This is a genomic window from Streptomyces sp. NPDC060000 (assembly GCF_042737375.1).
Classification (GTDB): Bacteria; Actinomycetota; Actinomycetes; order Streptomycetales; family Streptomycetaceae; genus Streptomyces.
In genome coordinates this window covers 34,904-52,459 of sequence record NZ_JBHWUU010000001.1, presented here as the reverse complement: position 1 = coordinate 52,459, position 17,556 = coordinate 34,904, and the positions used below count along the sequence as shown (strand labels likewise).

The window sequence follows — 17,556 nt, the reverse complement described above, 5'->3', positions numbered from 1 at the left end:
CGCAGGGCGGACGATGGCACGCGAAGCACACCCGGTCCTGGACCCCACCCCCGACGCGGGGACGGCGCGGTCCGCGCCGCCGGCCCGCCGGCGCCTGCTCGTCCCGCTCCTGGTGGCCGTCCTGCTCGCCCAGATGGCCGTCGCGATGGTCACCGCCGCGGTGCGGCAGACGCCGACCATCGACGAACCGGTGTACGTCGCCACGGCGGCCGGCTACCTCCACGAGCACCGGGTGCGCCTCAACCCGGAGCACCCGCCCCTCGGCAAGCTCGTCATCGCCGTCGGCGTGGCCTTCGCCCGCCCGCACGTCGATCCCTCGTTCACCGGCACCCAGGAGGCGGCGGGCCGGCACCTGCTGTACAGGTCCGGCAACGACCCCTGGCGGCTGATGCTGTGGGCCCGGCTGCCGGTGATCGCGCTGACGCTGCTGTTCGGCCTGGTGGTGTTCGCCTTCACCCGTGATCTCGCCGGGCCCGTCCCCGCCCTGGCGGCACTCGCCCTGTACGCCCTCTCCCCCGACGTCGTCGCGTACGGCTCGCTGGCGACGCTGGACGTCCCGGCGGCGGGCTTCCTGCTGACCTCGGTGTGGCTGCTGTGGCGGGCCCGCCGCGGCAGGGCTCGCCGGTACCTGCCGCTCGCCGGGGCCGCTCTGGGCGCGGCGCTCGCCACGAAGATGAGCACGCTGCCCGCGGTCCCGGTGCTGGCGGCGCTGGCGGCGCTGTCGATGTGCTCCCGGCGGCCCCGGGACGCGCGCAGGGCGCTGCTGGGGGCGGGCGTGGTGACCGTGGCCGCCGTGGCCGTCGTCTGGGCGGCCTATCTGATGGTCGATCCGCGGCTGCGCTGGGATCCCGGGGCGACCCATGTGCCCGTCGTGCACGGTCTGCGCGGGCACCTCGTCCGGCTGCTGCCCTTCCCCGAGGCGTACCGGGACGGCATGCGCATCCAGTTCGGTCTGGAGAACCGCTCGTGGGCGGGCTTCCTGTTCGGGCATGTGTACACCGGCGCCCGCTGGTACTACCTGCCGGTCGCCCTGGTCGTGAAGACCCCGCTCGGGATGCTCGCCCTGTGGACGGCCGGGGCGATCCTGCTGGTCGTGGTGCGACGGCTGCGGCCCGCGGCGCCTTACGTGCTGGTCCCGGCCGCCGTACTGCTGGCGTCGGCCATGACCGGGGCCCGGGACCTGGGGACCCGGTACGCCGTCTTCCTGCCGATGTTCCTCGCGGTGGCCGCGGGGTGTGTCCTGACGGTGCGCCGGCGGTGGGCCCCGGTGGCGGTGGCGGCGCTGGTGGCGTTCGTCGCCGTCAGCTCGATGCGGACGTTCCCGTACTACCTGCCGTACTCCAACGAGGCGTTCGGCGGGCCGGCGAAGACCCATCTGCGGCTGCACGACTCCAACGTCGACTGGGGCCAGGACCTGGGACGGCTGGCGGACCGGCTGCACGACCGCTACCGGGGCGAGCGGGTGTGGCTGGTGTACAAGGGCAGCGGTCTGCCCGCCTCCTACGGCATCGACGCCTCCGATCCCCGGCGGGTGCCCGCGGGACAGGTGCACGGGCTGCTGGTCGTGTCGGACTCCGCCGTCGCCGAGGCGAAGGGCCCTCTCGCGGTGCTGCTGCGCTCCAGTCGGCCGGTCGACGAGGTCGGCCACTCGATCACGCTGTACCGGCGGTAATCCGCGATCACCGGGTGCGCGAGGGGCGTCTTCGCCCACCCTGTCCGGCACGGTCCCTGAAGTATGTTGAGCCCCGTGGAAGACAAAGGAGGCGCACCGGTGCCATCGCCGCAACAGGCACGCGCACAGGCGTCCGCGATCACCTCGGGCAGAACCGGTCCGGAGACGGAGGCGTCCCCCACCTCCCGGCTCCGGGCGCTCTTCGACGGACCTCATCTGTCCCCGGGTCAACGGCGCATCGCGCAGTATCTCATCGAACACATCACCGAGGCGGCGTTCCTGTCGATCACCGACCTCGCGGAGCGCGTCGGGGTCAGCCAGCCCTCGGTGACCCGGTTCGCCGCGGCGGTCGGCTTCAGCGGGTATCCCGCCCTGCGCGAGAGGCTCCAGTCGATCGCGCTGGGCACCCTGGCCGGCGGTCCGGCGGCAGCCGAGGTGAACCGGAGCAACGAACTCCAGGCGGCGGTCGAGGCGGAGATCGAGAACCTGGAGAACCTGCGGCGCGACTTCGCCGACCCGGACCGGGTCATCGACGTGGGCCGCAAGCTGTCCCAGTCGACGCCGCTGACCATCCTGGGGCTGCGGATCTCGGTCTCGCTCGCCGAGTACTTCGCCTACGCCGCCCGCCGGGTACACCCGGACGTACGCCTGGTGACCCAGGGCGGCAGCGTCGCCTACGACGCGCTGCTGCAGTCCCGGGAGGCGGGCGGGACCTGGGTGCTGGCGTTCTCGATGCCCCGGCACGCGCACGAGACGCTGACCGCCGTACGGGTCGCGCGCAGCGCCGGTCTCAAGGTCGCGCTGATCACCGACCTGGCGCTGGGGCCGGTGGCCGACGAGGCCGACGCCACCTTCGCCACCGGCACCGGCTCCCGCCTGGTCTTCGACTCCTACGCCGCCCCGGGCGTGATGGCCGCGGCGCTGCTCCAGGCCATGACCGACGCGGGCCCCGAGCGCACTCAGGCGCGGCTCGAGGAGTACGAGCAGATCGCCGAGCAGCACCAGTTCTTCCTGCGTGAGTGACCCGCCTCCCCCAGGCCACCCCCCTCCCCGGAACAAAGCCACAGGGATCATTGCGGGCATATTGCGCATGAATGTTTTCATACGTCTTGCAAAGCAGTCGGCATATATAAATACTGCTCACGGCCGCATCCGCCCGCCAAGGGCTCATGTACGGACATCCGAAGCCGCCGTCCCCTACCCGCGTCGGCGCCCAGGATGTTCGGGGCATCGCTTGCGCGAGCGCCCGTGGCGGCCCCGGTCTTCCCCTGGGCCGGGGCCGCCCCGAACCGTCGGACCACCGTCACGACGCCACACACCGGAAGCGATGATCATGACCCTGACGACGACGCGCATCAGCTCGGACTGGCCGTGCCAGGTCAAGACTCCCGGCAGCTACGACTGGGAGCGCTCGGCGGCCAAGTGGCTGCGCGAGCTGGTGCCGGCGCGCTACGCGAGCTACCCGGCGCTGCTGCGCCACCCCGTACTGCTCGCCCGCCATGCGCAGATCCAGGTCCAGAACGAGGTCCGGGTGGCCCGCACCGCCCTCCAGACCGCCCGCGCCGACCTGCCCCGGCTCGGACTGCCCGAGTCGGTCATCGAGCACACGATCAAGATGTACGCGGCCGAGGTCATGCAGTTGCAGCACATCGCCCGCAGTGTCCGCGCGGTCACCCAAGCCCTGGCGGAGCAGCACTCCGGACGCTGACGGGCGATCCGTCCGGATGCCCCGGACCGGCATCGCCCCTGGCGGGAGCGTCGCCGCGAGACCCCGAACGAAGTCAGCTCCGTGTGCCATGCTCAAGGCGTGACGAGCGAACCCGCCCTGCCCGCGGAGTCCGGCGGGGTGCCCGACCTGGCGGCACTGACCCGGGTCGTGGCGCGCCAGCGCGCGGAGATGGACCGGCTACAGGATCTGGCGGCCACCTCGGCCGTGCTGGAGCGCGCCAAGGGCGCGCTGATGGCGCAGCTCGGCTGTTCCCCTGACGCCGCGCAGGAGGAGTTGCAGCAACGGGCCACGGCCGGGCAGCGGACGCTGCTCGAGGAGTGCTGGATCAGCCTCGGCTCCCTCTCCGCGCAGCCCCACAGCACCCCGAAACGGGCCTCGGCCGGGACACCCGCGCGGGAGACCACGCCGGCGTCGGCCGCCGACGGGATCGACGCCGCCGCCCTCGGCCGCCTGAGCCGGGCCCTCGTCCGGGTCGGCACTGCGCACGACCTCGCCCGGTGCCTGCTGGAGCGGCTCGCCCCCGACGTGGGCGCCGACGCCGTGATGATCTTCGCGCGGCTGCCCGGCGGTGGGCTGGAACTGACCGGGCACACCGGCATCGGGGAGGCCCTGGCCGACCAGTGGAGCCGGGTGCCGCCGGTGAGCGGGATCGCCGCACTGGACGCCCTCGCCGCCCAGCAGCCGCGCTGGCTTGAGGACCTCCGCGAGGACGGCAAGCGGTACCAGCTGATCGGCGACCCGCCCGAGCGGTGGCCGTCCCGGGCCTGGCTGCCGGTGGTGACCGGCGAGTCGGCCGACGTCGTGCTCGGGATCCTGCGCCGCCGCGAGGGCGTCTTCCCGCCCCGGGTGCGGGAACACCTGCTGGCCGTCGCCCAGTTGTGCGCGGGCCCGCTGCGCACGTTCGGCACCCGGCCGGCCCCCGCCGCCGGCACGGTCGGGGACGCCGTGCAGACGGTGCTCGACCGGCTGCCCGTCGCCGCGGTTCTCCTCGCCCCGCTGCGCTCCGCGTCGGGACACGTCGAGGACTTCCGAGTCGATGCCGCGACCAGTGTGACGTCCGACGCCGTAGGCCGCAGCGGGCGCGAGCTGGTCGGCCTGCGCTTCCTGGAGTGCTGGCCGGAGATCGCCCACGATCCGCTGTGGGACGGATGTCTGGGGGTACTGGCCGGCGAAGGGACGTACGAGAGCGAGCCGTTCGCCCGGCAGCAGATGGTGTCCGGGGTCAGCGAGCTGGCCACGTACTCGGCGCGGGTGGCACGGCTGGACGACGGGCTGGTCGTCAGCTGGGTCCGCCACGACCCGTCCGACCGGCAGGAACAACGGCTCGCGGACGTGCAACGGCTGGGCAACCTCGGCTGGGCCACCTGGAACCTGGACACGGGCGAGGGGAACTGGTCCTCCCAGGTCTTCGCCATCCTGGAGCGCGATCCCGCCCGGGGTGTCGTCCCGCTGTCCGGGGTGCCCCGTCTCGCCCTGCCCGAGGACGTGCCGACGCTGGCCCGGGCCATCGGGGAGCTCGTGCGGCACGGGCGGGCGTGCGACGTGCCGTTCCGGGTCGTCACCCGTGACGGCATCCGGCATCTGCGGGTGGTCTGCGAGGCGGTGACGGACGCCCACGGCACGCCCGTCGAGGTGCACGGCTTCGTGCAGGACCTCACCGCGCAGCGCAGCGCCGAACTCGCCCTGGTCGCCAGCGAGCGGGCCATGCTCACCCAGCACGGAGTACTCGAGGCCGAGCGTCTGGTGGCCGCCCGGTTGCAGGACGCGCTGCTGCCCCTGCCGAAGCAGCCCGTCCAGCTGGCCGGGCTGCGCGTGGACATCGCCTACCTGCCCGCGCAGTCGGGCCTCAGCGTCGGCGGCGACTGGTTCAGCGCCATCGAACTGCCCGACGGCGACGCCCTGTTCGTGGTGGGAGACGTCGCCGGGCACGGCATGGGCGCGGTGGCCTCGATGGCCCTGCTGCGGTTCACCGCCAAGGGCATGGTCATCACGGGTTCGTCGCTGACCGGGGCGCTCGACCGCCTCAACGCCCTTCTGCTGCACTCCCGCGACCCGCACGGCTCGGCGACCCTGGTGCTGGCCCGCTACAGCCCTCGAGAACGGCGACTCGAGTGGGCGCAGGCCGGTCACCCGCCGCCGTTGCTGGTGCGTGGCGGCGAGGCGCACTACCTGGAGCGTCCCTTCGGGATGCTGCTCGGCGCGACCGACAGCCCCAGGTACGAGGCGGCGGAGTGCCGCCTGGAGCCCGGCGACCGGCTGCTGTTCTACACCGACGGCCTGGTGGAACGGCCTGCGGAGAGCATCGACCGGGGCCTTGAACGGCTCGCCCGCGCCTCCGCCCACCACGTCACGACCGGACCGGCCCCGCTGGAACGGCTGCTGGGCGGGATGCTCGATCCCGGGGGACGCGACGACGTGTGCGTGCTCGACATCCAGGTGCCGACGGACACCGAGCGCTAGGAACCGCTCGGGCGTCGCGGTGCCCGGTACCGCAGCGCTCCGACGACGACGGCCGGCGGGCAGAGGGCGGGCAGCACCGGACCCGGCACGCGGGAGACGTCCATGGGGGCGGCTTTCGGCTCGGCGGCCCGAGGTGCCGAACGCGCGCAGACCCGCCGCCCATGGCGCCACGCGGCGCACTGGCGCCGAGGCCGGTCTCCGATGCGGCACCCGGCCATCAGCTGCCCGATGCGGTACGGGACTCCAGATCGCGGCGGGTGTCGTCGCCGTAGACGCCGGACTCGTCGCCGCGAATGCCGTACCAGAGCTGGAAGCGCGCCACCGCCTCGGTGAGAACCGTGCCGTAACGGCCGTCGGTGGGGCCGTCGGCGTACACGTCCGGGATGCGCAGCAGGCGCTTCTGGAGATCGGCCACCTCGGAGCCGCTGTCTCCTTCCCGGAGGGTGCCGGCTCCGTCGGGGTCGGCGGACGCGGTCGCGGTGGCAGCCGGGGTAGGGGCGGCGGCCGTCGGCGGGGGTGTCTGCGCGGCCGCCTCACCGCCCCTGCCCGGGAGCAGGAGGGCGCAGGCGAAGCCGACTAGGGCCGCCGCGCACACGCCGACCGTGATGGCGCCACGACGCAGGCCCGCGCCGGAGTCGGTACGGGCGCGTGCCCGCGCGCCGGGGCCAGTGCGGGTGCGTGCCTCCGCGTCGCCCGGCACCCGCGCGACCCCGGCTCCGCCACGCCTGCGGGCGGCGCCTCTGCCGCCACCGACACCGGCTCTGCCACTGCCACTGCCACTGCCGGGCACGGATCGGGGGTCGCCGTGTTCGCTCGCCCAGTCGCGGCCGCCGTGCGGGGACGTGGGGACCGTGTGGCGTGTCGAGGCCACGGGGCCCGTCGGAGCCGTCGTGCCCGGCGAGACCGCCGTGCCAGGGTCCAGGGGCGGGAGCTCCTCCGTCTCCGCGTCACCCGCGGCCGGCTCGGGCGGCAGGGGGATCGCCTCGTAGGCGTCGGTGTCCTGGGTCAGTTCGGCCATCTCGCGGAACAGCTCCGCCAGGGCATCGGTGTTGCGCGGTCGCAGGACCCGGATGGGTTCCAGGACCGGCCGTTCGTGCGGCTGGCCGGGTTCGTCCGGTGTCGGCACGCTCGTCTCCCTCCCGTGGTTCCCCCAGGAGAGATACGGGCGTGCGGGCGGCCGGGTTCAGCCGGCGAGGAAGCGGTGCAGGGAGCGGGTCGTCGCGGTGACGAAGGCGTCCCGTCCGTCCTCGTCGAGCGCGTCCAGGGACAGGTAGGGGTTGAGGTCCTCCAGCTCGACCAGCAGCAGTTCGCCGTCGGGGGCCCGGCAGGCGTCGACGCGCTGGATGCCGTGCGCCAGCCCGTTCCAGTCGATGAACCGGCGGGCGAACTCCAGGTCCCGCACGGTGGGCCGGTAGGGCTGAAGCTCCCAGCGGCGGTCGGGACGGGGTGCGTACAGCGCGTACTGGAAGTCGTGGTCGATGTAGGTGAAGGAGACCTCGTAGGCGAAGTCGACGCACGGCTGGACCAGGACCGAGCCGTCGGTCAGGGCGGGGAGCGCGTGGGGCGGGAGGATCCGCAGGCCTATGGAGTCGGCGCCGAGCTTGGGCTTGACGACGTACCGGTCGGCCTCGGGCAGCGCGTGCAGGTCCTCGGGGCGGTCGACGGTGGGGATGACGGGGTAGCCCGCGGCGCTCAGCTCGACGAGGTACTGCTTGCCGGCCATGTCGCCGCGGCCGGTGAGCGGGTTGTAGACGCGTAGGCCGTCCTGGAGGGCACGCTCGCGGAAGGCTTCGTACTCCGTCCGGTGGGCCAGGACCGGCCCGCTGTTGCGGACGACCACGCCGTCGAAGGAGTGCATGAGGGCGGCCGCGTCCAGCGGGTGGCACAGGGCCAGGTCGAAGTCCGCGCGCAGCCGGGAGGTGAGGAAGACGTCCTCGTCGCAGTAGCGCCGCCCGCGCGCCTGATAGGCCAGGTCGGTGACGAAGAGGAGACGGGGGCGGGCGGCGGACATGCGGTCTCCTGATGACGGTCGAGCGGCGGTGCGCAAAGGCTACGCCAGCGGTCCGACGCCGACCCGGCACGGGATCCACGATGGGCGGTGGGACTTCTGGTGGGTGAGGGGCGCTCGGGTCGTACGATTACAGGACCGCCGTTTTCTCCCGAAGGGCTCGTCGACTCCCGTGACCACCGCAACACTGCTCGACGGCAAGGCCGCCGCGGCCGACATCAAGAGTGAACTCGCCCTCCGCGTCCAGGTGTTGAAGGAGCGCGGCATCAGCCCCGGGCTGGGCACGATCCTCGTCGGCGACGACGCGGGCAGCCGTTCCTACGTGGGCGGCAAGCACCGCGACTGCGCGCAGGTCGGCATCGCCTCGATCCGGGTGGAGCTGCCCGCCGACGCCTCCCAGGCCGACGTGGAGGCCGCCGTGCTGCGGCTGAACGCCGATCCGGCCTGCACCGGCTTCATCGTGCAGCTCCCGCTGCCGGCCCACATCGACACCCACGCCGTGCTGGAGCTGATCGACCCGGTCAAGGACGCCGACGGCCTCCACCCGACGAACCTGGGCCGTCTGGTGCTGGGCATCCCGGGCCCGCTGCCCTGCACCCCGCGCGGCATCATCGACCTGCTGCGGCGCAACCACGTGGCGATCACGGGCCAGCAGTTCTGCGTCATCGGCTGCGGTATCACCGTGGGCAGGCCGCTGGGCATGATGCTGACCCGCAGCACCGAGCACGCCACGGTGACCCTGTGCCACGAGGCCACCCAGGACACGGCCGCGCACGCCCGGGAGGCCGACGTGGTGGTGGCCGCGGCCGGAGTGGCGCACCTGGTCAGGCCCGACTGGATCAAGCCGGGCGCGACGGTGCTGTCCGTCGGCCTGACGCGCACGGTCGAGGGCATCCTGGGCGACGTCCACCCCGACGTGAGCGATGTCGCCGGATCCTTCGCCCCGCCGATCGGCGGGGTCGGCCCGATGACCCGGGCGATGCTGCTGACCAACGTGGTCGAGGCGGCCGAGCGGATGTGACACCGGCACCCCGTGCCTGGCACTCAGTTCCCTGACAGTAGGGAACTGAGTGCCATCGGTGCCGCCCAGGTGTTACGTTCGCGTCCATGAACGCCACTGACAGGGCCGAGGCCAAGCCGCCCATGCGGGACGCCCTGGTCGCGGCGGCCTTCCGGCTGTTCCTGGAGCGGGGCTACGAGCAGACCACCGTCGACGACATCGTGACGCTCGCGGGCGTCGGCCGGCGGTCCTTCTTCCGCTACTTCCCCTCCAAGGAGGACGTGGTCTTCCCCGACCACGAGCGGTGCCTGGCCGACATGACGGCTTTCCTGGCCGCGAGCGGCACGGAACACGAGCCGGTGCGCCGCGTCTGCGACGCCGCACGGCTCGTCCTGCTGATGTACGCCGAGAACCCCTCCTTCTCCGTGCAGCGCTACCGGCTCACCAAGCAGGTGCCCGGCCTGCGCGCGTACGAGCTGTCGGTCGTCTGGCGCTACGAACGCGCCCTCGCCGAGTACCTCCGCGGCCGTTTCACCGGCCGGCCCGACGGCAACCTGCACGCCGACGTGATCGCCGCCGCGGTGGTCGCCGCCCACAACAACGCGCTGCGCTCCTGGCTGCGTTCGGACGGAGAGGGCGACGCGAGCGCGACCGTGGACCACGCGCTGGGGTACGTGCAGTCGGCGTTCGGCGCGGCGGGGGCCGACCCGGCATCCGCGACACTTCCTCCCTTCCCGGCATCCCCCGCGTTCCCGGCCCCGCCCGCCGACGAACGGCCGGACGACGTCGTCGTGGTGGTCTCCCGGCGGGGGGCGCCGCTGTGGCGGGTGGTGCAGGAGATCGAGACGACCCTCGGCCGGGACTGACCTCCTCGAGAACCCCTCGACATCCCTCGAAGCCCCCTCAATATTGCGGGTACGCAGTACCTTTACGCGTGGCACTGAGTGCCATACTCTGTGGGCGTGCACGGTGGCACGGTGACCGGGCACGTACGTGCGCGGGTGAGCCGAGCACGTGGATTCCGGCCGAGTGCAGGGAGTTGACCCGCGTGTACCACTACACAGGAAACGCCGTTCAGCAGGCCGCCGGCTCCGCGACGGGCGTCCTCGACCGCGCGAAGACCGACGGCGACACGATCCTCTTCCAACGCTGCACCTGGTGCGGCACCGCCATGTACCACCGGCTCCTGTGCCCGGTGTGTCAGGGCAGCGACCTGCGCACGGAGCACAGCGAGGGCACCGGAACGGTCCGTCACGCCACGGTGGTGAACCGCAACACCCCCGCCGCGCGCAACGTGTCGCTGGTCGAGATGGCCGAGGGGTTCGTCGTACGCGGCCGGGTCATGGGCCCGTTGATCGGCATCCACAGCGGCGACCGCGTCCGGCTGTCCACGGTCAAGGATCCGGTACGGGGCGAGCCGGTCTTCCAGCTGCTCGACGAGCCGTACCGGGCCTGGCACTAGCACCGGCACCGGCACCGGCACCGGCACGGATCAACCCCGGGCCGGCCGGGCACCGGTCCCGATCCGGGCGGACCGCTCCCGCCGGCCGGCCGGGTCCGCGGTGTCCGGATCCTTGCGCCGCGCCACCCGGATTCCCGGCCACAGGCAACCCACAGAGGTGCTTTCGCTTCCTTCGGGGCGCGAGGGGCTCCCGGAACGGACGGGGTGCCCACGCTCCGAGTGTTGAGGAGTGGACCTTGATCCGTGCCCGGCGAATAGGTGTCACCGCCGTGGCCGCGCTGGCGGCCCTGGCGGGAACACCGGGACTGGCACAGGCCCGGCAACCGGCCGAGACGAGACCGCCTACCGTGACCGCCGACAGCGCGCTGCCGCAGGGGTGGCAGGTCAGCGGCGAGGGCGCCGCACGTGAGCTGGTGTGGCGGTCGCCCGCACCCGTGCCCCTCGGCGACGCCCGCGTGGAGTTCCACGCCGGTGACCGGCTGCTCGGCGTACCGAGCACGAGCAGGGACGGCCGCACCTTCCGGCTCTCCCTCGACGACATCGGCGACGCACCCCTGAAGGACCTGCGGGTACTGACGGGCGGACGCCGTCTGGACGCCTCCGCCGACTCCACCGGCACGACCGGCGACTCCGGTACGGACAGGCGGCGTTCACCCACCGCCCAGCAGCCCCCGGCCCAGGCGCCCGCCCCGGCGCCGGCCAACTCCGTCGACCCCGGCAAGCCGGGCGCCTACCGCACGGTCGGCGGCGAGTACGACCTCGCCCCGGTGAAGCTGCCGGGCTTCGCCCAGCCGGTCGAGATGCAGGCGGTCGTGGTGGCGCCGAAGGGGGCCACCGGCAAGCGGCCGCTCGCACTGTTCCTGCACGGCCGGCACACCACCTGCTACCGGCCGGGCAGCGACGACTTCGACATCTCCTGGCCCTGTCCGGACGGCATGAAGTCCATCCCGAGCCACAAGGGCTACCTGCAGGACCAGAAGCTCCTCGCCTCGCAGGGCTACGTCACGGTGTCGATCTCGGCGAACGGCATCAACGGCCAGGACGGCCGGGCCGAGGACGGCGGTGCGCAGGCGCGCTCCTCGCTGGTGCGCCGGCACCTCGCCCAGTGGGCCGAATGGGCCGCCCACCCGGACAAGGCCCCGGCGTCGGTGCCCGACGCGACGAAGGCCGACCTCTCCCGCGTGCTGCTCGTCGGCCACTCGCGCGGCGGCGAGGGCGTCAACCGCGCCGCCCTGGACAGCCTGTACCCGCCGCCCGCCGCGCAGGACGGCTACCGGGGCCCGGTCCGCTGGAAGATCCGCGGGACCGTCCTCATCGGACCGACGATCTTCGGCCAGAATCCGGTCGCGGACGTCCCGTCAGCCACCGTCCTGCCCGGCTGTGACGGCGACGTCGCCGATCTCGAGGGCGAGACGTACCTCGACGGGACACGCGGCATCAGCAAGGGCACCGCCCTGCACAGCGCCGTGTACGTGGTCGGCGCCAACCACAACTTCTTCAACACCGAGTGGACACCGGGCAAGGCCGTGGCGCCCTCGTTCGACGACTTCTGGGAGGACCCGGACGCACAGCAGCCGGACCCGGTCTGCTCCACCGGCGCCCCCACCCGGCTGACCGCCGACCAGCAGCACCGGGCCGGCGCCACCTACATCGCCGCCGCGGCACGGCTGTTCGTCGCCGGTGACGACCGGGTACGCCCGCTGCTCGACGGCACCGGCAGGCGCGCGCCCTCCGCGGACCCGGCCCGCGTCCTGACGCACGCGGTCGGCGCCCGCCGCACGGGCGGTTTCGTGCCCGACGGCGGGGTCGGGGTGACCGGCGGCCGGGTGTGCCGGGCGGATCCCGACCCGGCCAGGGCCTGTCTGGGTGAGGACGCCACGGGGATGTCCCCGCACTTCGGCTGGTGGGATCTGGAGAAGGACTCCGGCAAGAGCGCGGTGGCGCTGAAGTGGTCCGCACCGGGGACGCCGACGAAGATCTCTTCCCTGGCTCCGGTCTCACTCTCCGGCGCCAAGGACCTGACGCTGCGCGTGTTCGTACCGCCGAACACCACCGGCACCCGGCTGGACGTGTCCGTCACCGACTCCGGCGGCCGCCGCGCCGCGCTCGGCCAGGTCTCGGTCGACGGGCTGCCGGGCTCCGAACGCACCTCCTCCTACTGGGCCCGCGAGGTGCGGGTCCCGCTCACCGCCGCCACCCGTGCCGGGCTCGACCTCAGGCATGTCGGGTCCCTTGCCCTGACTCCGCGTTCGGGGTCCGGACAGGCCTGGTTCATGGACGCCTGGGGCTGGGCTCCCGGTACGCCGGCGGTGCGGGCGGCGGCACTGCCGCGCGTCGACATCGGCCGGCTCACGGCCAAGGAGGGCGACTCCGGCACCCGCACCTACCACGTCCCGGTCCAGGTGTCCGGCCACGGCAGCGGCCGGGTCCGCTTCTACGTCGTCGACCCGGTGACCGGCGAGCCCACGGAGAAGCTGGTCACCGTACGGCCCGGCAACACCCCGATCGACGTGCCGATCGAGGTGAAGGGCGACACCCGCTTCGGCTACGACGTGACCCAGGACCTCCTCGTGAAGGCCGTGCGCGGCGCGGTCGTCGGCTCCTACCGGGGCGGGGTCACGGTGGAGAACGACGACCCCGCGCCGAAGGTGACCCTCACGCCGGTCACCGACCGGGTCACCGAGGGCGGGACGCTGAGCTGGCGGATCACCCTCTCCGAGACCGCCGACGTGAATTTCTGGCAGCCGGTCCGGGTGGTCCCGGTCACCGAGGGCGCCGAGTTGTCCACCAAGGACGTGGACCCGCAGTGGCTGCTGGACTACGCCGGTGACGTGCCCGACCCGGAGCGCCCGCTGTCGGCGGCGAACCTGTGGGTCTTCATGAACATCCCGGCCGGGACCACCGGCGTCGACCTCACCGTGCCCACGGTGAGGGATCAGGTGACCGAGCCGGCCGAGTCGATGCGCCTCGCGCTGACCGACGACGAGGCCGAACCGCTGCCCGACCACCCGGTGCTGACGGGGACGGTCGTGGACGCGCCGTAGCGGAGCGCGCTGCCCGAAGGGGGCCGGGATCACACGGTCCTGGCCCCCCTTTCGGTTCTCACAGCGTGACGCGGATGCCGACGGTCCCGTCCAGGCCCCGGCGCAGCCTGCTGCCGAGCAGGGTGAGGCGGCCGACGACGCCGTACTTGCGGACGAGCAGGGTGCGGTAGTGGGCCGTGGTCTGGGCGTCGCAGATCTCGGCGGTGGCCGGGACCTGCGCGCCGGTCGGGTTGCCGCGTACGTCGCAGGGGCCCACGAGGACGTCGCCACGGGCCCTGATCCGCTTCACCTTCCAGGAGTCGGCGGCCGACCAGGCCCCGAGCGTGTCTCCGTCGCGCACCACCCACACGGGGGTGGCGACCCCGGTCCCGTTCTTGCGGTAGCTGGTGATCAGCAGGTACTTTCCCGCGGCCAGCCGGTCGATCGCCTTCTCATCCATGTCGGCAGTCTAGGCAGCGGCGCGGGTCACCACCTCGGCAGCCGCAGCTCGTAGTCCGGCCGGATCCGCCGCATGTACCCGGTGTCGTCGCGGCGCCGCACGCCCGAGCCGAGGTAGCGGCGGTGCAGCCGATCCAGGGCGTCCGGGTCCAGCTCCACGCCGAGGCCCGGCCCGGTGGGCACCCCGACCTCGCCGTCGGCCGGCTCCAGGACACCGGGGACGATCACGTCGTCGGCACTGTTCCACGGGTAGTGCGTGTCGCAGGAGTGGTCGAGGTTGGGGATGGCCGAGGCGACGTGCGTCATCGCGGCGAGGCTGATGCCAAGGTGGGAGTTGGAGTGCATGGACAGGGCGATCCCGAACGCCTCGCAGACGGCGGCCAGTTCGCGGGTGCGGCGCAGTCCGCCCCAGTAGTGGTGGTCGGCGAGGAGTACCTGGATCGCGTTCTGCTCGATCGCCGGCTTCAGGTGTTCCCAGGCGATCACGCACATGTTGGTGGCGAGCGGCAGCGGTGAGTCCTTCGCGACCTCCGCCATTGCCTCGATGGTCGCGGTCGGGTCCTCCAGGTACTCCAGTACGCCGTCGAGCCGCCGGGCGACGTACTTCGACGTCGGCACCGACCACGCCGTGTTGGGGTCGAGACGCAGGGGCTGATCGGGGAAGGCCTCCGCCAGCGCCTTGATCGCGGCGATCTCGTCGTCCGGCGGGAAGACGCCGCCCGTGAGCTTGAACGAGCGGAAACCGTAGCGCTCCTGCATCAGCCGGGCCTGCTCGACGATCCCGGCCGGGTCGAGCGCCTCTGGCCAGTCGTCACCGATGGCGGGGCGGCCGTCGAGGGCGGGGCGGCCGTCGAGGGCGGGGTGTCCGTCGAGGGCGGGGTGTCCGTCCCACTTGTAGAAGAGGTACGCGGCGAAGGGCACGGAGTCCCGGACCCGTCCGCCGAGCATCGGCGCCTACGCCCGAGCCGACCGGCTCTTCCTGGGCCGTGCCGTCAAGCACCTGGTGACCGAAGCCGGTATACGGCAGTTCCTCGACATCGGCACCGGGCTGCCCACGGCGGACAACACGCACGAGGTCGCCCAGCGTCTCGCCCCCGAGTGCCGGACCGTCTACGTCGACAACTTCCCGCTGGTCCTGGCGCACGCCCGCGCCCTGCTCACCAGCACCCCGGAGGGCCGCACCGACTATCTCGACGAGGACCTGCGCAACATCGACGCGCTTCTCGGACACGCCGCGAGAACACTGGACTTCACCGCGTCCGTCGCCCTGATGCTGCTCGGCGTGGTCATCTTCGTCGGCGACGACGAGGATCCGTACGGCCTGGTGCGGCGGCTGGTCGACGGGCTGCCCACGGGCAGTCATCTGGTGCTGTCGCACACCATCACCAGCCCCGCGATGCCCGACGTGGACGAGGCCGTGGCGTTCTGGAACGAGCACGGCACACCGAAGCTGACCCAGCGCACGCCCGGGGACGTGGCCCGCTTCTTCGACGGTCTGGAGCTGCTGGAACCGGGTGTGGTGTCGTGCTCACGCTGGCGCCCGGAGGACACCGGGTACGGGGCCGGACCGGACGAGGTGGCGATGTTCGGCGGGGTGGCACGCAAACTCTGAGCCGATCACCGTCGGGGTGAACGCTGCCGGGCCCTCGCACGTATGGAGGTGAGGGCACTCAACGACCGGAGCGCCCCGCGGTGTTGAGGCCGCGCGTTCGGGGTTTCGGGAGCCAAGACATGAGGCATGTACGACGACGGACCGTCCGGCGAGTGACACGGCTGGCGGCCGTCGGCGGACTCCTCCTCGGAGGGGCCATGGTCACGCAGGCCGCCATGGCGAGCGAACCGTCCGGCACGTCCGCGGCACGCGGTGCGGCACAGTCCGTCGTCACGAACCCGGGGGCTGCCCTCGTCACGAAGCTCGGCACCGCGCGCACGGCGGGCACCTGGCTGAATTCCGACGGGCGTCCGGTCGTCGCCGTCACCGACGAGCAGTCGGCCGACGCCGTCCGGCAGACGGGCGCCGAGGCCAAGGTCGTCTCCCACAGCATGAACGAGCTCAAGTCGGCGGCGACCACCCTGCGGTCGGCACCCAGGGTGCCCGGCACCGCCTGGGTGATGGACTACCGGTCGAACCAGGTCGTCGTGCAGGCCGACAGCACCGTGTCGGCCTCCGACTGGTCGCAGCTGACGAAGACGGCCACCGGCATCGGCAGCTTCGTGCGCATGGAGCGCACCACCGGCGCGTTCACCACCCGGATCAACGGCGCCCAGCCCATCCTGTCGACCGGCGGACGCTGTTCGGCCGGCTTCAACGTGACCAACGGATCGAACGACTTCATCCTCACCGCCGGGCACTGCGGGCCCACCGGGTCCACCTGGTTCGCTGACAACCAGGCCAAGCAGCAGGTGGGCCAGACGGTGAACTCCAACTTCCCCGGCAGCGACTTCTCCCTGGTGCAGTACGCCGGCAAGGCCGGCGCGGGTGCCGACGTGGTGGCCATCGGCAACGGCAACGGGGTGCGCATCACGGGCACGGGTGACGCGGCCGTCGGCCAGAAGGTGTTCCGCAGCGGCAGCACCAGCGGGCTGCACGACGGTGAGGTCACCGGCCTCGACGCGACGGTGAACTATCCGGAGGGCACGGTCGGCGGGCTCATCGAGACCACCGTGTGCGCCGAACCCGGCGACAGCGGCGGCCCGATGTTCTCCGACGGCATCGCCCTCGGTGTCACCTCGGGCGGCAGCGGCGACTGCACCACGGGCGGTACGACGTTCTTCCAGCCGGTGACCAAGGCGCTGGCCCAGCTCGGCGTGCAGCTGATCGTGGCCGCCCCCTCCGACAACGCCCAGGGCGGCACGTCCACCGCGTCCGCCGCTCCCGCCCCGTCCTCCTCCTCCCAGGCGGCGCTCGCCCCGGGCTCGGCCTCGCCGGGCACGACCACGCCGGTGACGAGTACCGCCGTCAGCGAGACCCTCGCCTCCAAGCTCACCGACCCCAGGAACATCGGCCCCGGTCTGCTGGTCATCGCGGGCAGCATGGTCGCCCTCGTCGCGACCCGGTACTTCCGCGCCGAACAGGACCGCAAGGCCTACCAGCGGTACTACTCGGCGACATGGGGGTGACCTCGGCCGGGCGCGGGCAGCACGCCGGCGAGCGCCGCGCCGGTCGGTCCCGGCACCTGCCGACCGGTGACCCGCTCGTGAGGCAGGGCCGGGCCGAGGATCCCGGGCAGCGCGGGGCAGCGCGAGGCGACGACGAGCAGGGCGGCCGCCACGGTGAGCAGCAGGCCCGCCGATCCGGCCGAACAGGGTGACGGCGACGAATTCGGTCCGACGGGTCAGCAGGCCGCCGCCGATGTCGGCGAGGCCGTAGAGGACGGTCGAGGCCAGGGCGGGAAGAACACCCGTACGCCGGGGGGCGCCCCGGTGCGGGGCACCGACGCGGTGCGGCCCCGCGGACGGGTGGCGGTCAGGCCGCTTCGACGGAGTGCGGAGCGGCGGCCCACTCCAGGACGAGCCGCTGGTATTCCTCGCGCTGCTCGACGCTCAGTGTCCCGCCCGACCGGCGCCACAGGGCTCGGATCTCCTCGTTGACCTCCGCAGCCGATCGCTCGGAGAGGGTTTCAACAGTGGTGGACATGGCGTGAAGCTTACGGCGTCGGAAGTGAAGACCGCGTGAGTCATCACGACCGAACCGGACATACCGGACGTGTTACTGATCACGTCCATCTGTCAACCCCCACGGC

The 17,556-nt window shown here is 72.8% G+C and carries 14 protein-coding genes and 2 pseudogenes; 10 read left to right on the top strand and 6 right to left on the bottom strand.

The window, feature by feature from the left end; all coding sequences use genetic code 11:
* Window positions 1–13: 13 nt before the first annotated feature.
* From ACFWBB_RS00235 to ACFWBB_RS00220, 4 genes are all read left to right on the top strand, one after another.
* Window positions 14–1,672 carry a glycosyltransferase family 39 protein gene (locus ACFWBB_RS00235; RefSeq protein WP_385264736.1) on the top strand — a complete coding sequence of 553 codons (1,659 nt, stop codon included), beginning with the start codon at window positions 14–16 and terminating at the stop codon, window positions 1,670–1,672.
* Between the two features lie 99 nt (window positions 1,673–1,771).
* On the top strand, window positions 1,772–2,695 hold the full coding sequence (locus ACFWBB_RS00230; protein WP_385264733.1) for a MurR/RpiR family transcriptional regulator: 924 nt from the start codon (window positions 1,772–1,774) through the stop codon (window positions 2,693–2,695).
* A 304-nt stretch (window positions 2,696–2,999) separates the two neighbouring features.
* Window positions 3,000–3,380, top strand: coding sequence for a hypothetical protein (locus ACFWBB_RS00225; RefSeq protein WP_385264731.1), 381 nt, complete (start codon window positions 3,000–3,002; stop codon window positions 3,378–3,380).
* 99 nt (window positions 3,381–3,479) lie between these two features.
* Window positions 3,480–5,861, top strand: a complete 2,382-nt coding sequence (locus tag ACFWBB_RS00220) for a SpoIIE family protein phosphatase (protein ID WP_385264729.1) — start codon at window positions 3,480–3,482, stop codon at window positions 5,859–5,861.
* Window positions 5,862–6,078: 217 nt separating this feature from the next.
* Here the strand turns inward: ACFWBB_RS00220 and ACFWBB_RS00215 are convergent, their stop codons facing one another.
* Window positions 6,079–6,987, bottom strand: coding sequence for a peptidoglycan-binding protein (locus tag ACFWBB_RS00215; protein WP_385264726.1), 909 nt, complete (start codon window positions 6,985–6,987; stop codon window positions 6,079–6,081).
* A gap of 57 nt (window positions 6,988–7,044) precedes the next feature.
* Complete coding sequence (locus tag ACFWBB_RS00210; RefSeq protein ID WP_385264724.1) at window positions 7,045–7,872, bottom strand: hypothetical protein; 828 nt, start codon at window positions 7,870–7,872, stop codon at window positions 7,045–7,047.
* Window positions 7,873–8,041: 169 nt separating this feature from the next.
* On the opposite strand from ACFWBB_RS00210, the gene ACFWBB_RS00205 reads away from it, so the two are divergent.
* The 4 genes from ACFWBB_RS00205 (at window position 8,042) to ACFWBB_RS00190 (ending at window position 13,375) form a co-directional block, all read left to right on the top strand.
* Window positions 8,042–8,890: a bifunctional methylenetetrahydrofolate dehydrogenase/methenyltetrahydrofolate cyclohydrolase gene (locus ACFWBB_RS00205; RefSeq protein WP_385264722.1), complete on the top strand. Its 849-nt coding sequence runs from the start codon at window positions 8,042–8,044 to the stop codon at window positions 8,888–8,890.
* A gap of 122 nt (window positions 8,891–9,012) precedes the next feature.
* Window positions 9,013–9,735 (top strand): TetR family transcriptional regulator, encoded by a 723-nt coding sequence (locus ACFWBB_RS00200; RefSeq protein ID WP_385265545.1) that lies wholly within the window; start codon window positions 9,013–9,015, stop codon window positions 9,733–9,735.
* Window positions 9,736–9,917: 182 nt separating this feature from the next.
* On the top strand, window positions 9,918–10,331 hold the full coding sequence (locus ACFWBB_RS00195; protein WP_385264720.1) for a Zn-ribbon domain-containing OB-fold protein: 414 nt from the start codon (window positions 9,918–9,920) through the stop codon (window positions 10,329–10,331).
* A gap of 236 nt (window positions 10,332–10,567) precedes the next feature.
* On the top strand, window positions 10,568–13,375 hold the full coding sequence (locus tag ACFWBB_RS00190) for a hypothetical protein (protein ID WP_385264717.1): 2,808 nt from the start codon (window positions 10,568–10,570) through the stop codon (window positions 13,373–13,375).
* 58 nt (window positions 13,376–13,433) lie between these two features.
* Here the strand turns inward: ACFWBB_RS00190 and ACFWBB_RS00185 are convergent, their stop codons facing one another.
* On the bottom strand, window positions 13,434–13,814 hold the full coding sequence (locus ACFWBB_RS00185; RefSeq protein WP_385264715.1) for a PPOX class F420-dependent oxidoreductase: 381 nt from the start codon (window positions 13,812–13,814) through the stop codon (window positions 13,434–13,436).
* 26 nt (window positions 13,815–13,840) lie between these two features.
* A pseudogene (locus ACFWBB_RS00180) lies at window positions 13,841–14,761 on the bottom strand (enolase C-terminal domain-like protein); the annotation flags it as partial.
* Between ACFWBB_RS00180 and ACFWBB_RS00175 the strand changes: the two are divergent.
* Window positions 14,751–15,425, top strand: a pseudogene (locus ACFWBB_RS00175) (SAM-dependent methyltransferase); the annotation flags it as partial. The pseudogenes ACFWBB_RS00180 and ACFWBB_RS00175 sit on opposite strands and share 11 nt — an antisense overlap.
* Window positions 15,426–15,544: 119 nt before the next feature.
* Window positions 15,545–16,933, top strand: a complete 1,389-nt coding sequence (locus ACFWBB_RS00170) for a S1 family peptidase (RefSeq protein ID WP_385264712.1) — start codon at window positions 15,545–15,547, stop codon at window positions 16,931–16,933.
* Here the strand turns inward: ACFWBB_RS00170 and ACFWBB_RS00165 are convergent.
* The gene (locus ACFWBB_RS00165) at window positions 16,912–17,085 is read right to left on the bottom strand and encodes a hypothetical protein (RefSeq protein ID WP_385264711.1); all 174 of its coding nucleotides are present in this window, start codon (window positions 17,083–17,085) and stop codon (window positions 16,912–16,914) included. The two genes, ACFWBB_RS00170 and ACFWBB_RS00165, sit on opposite strands and share 22 nt — an antisense overlap.
* A gap of 194 nt (window positions 17,086–17,279) precedes the next feature.
* Window positions 17,280–17,450: a hypothetical protein gene (locus ACFWBB_RS00160; protein ID WP_328477027.1), complete on the bottom strand. Its 171-nt coding sequence runs from the start codon at window positions 17,448–17,450 to the stop codon at window positions 17,280–17,282.
* Window positions 17,451–17,556 lie beyond the last annotated feature (106 nt).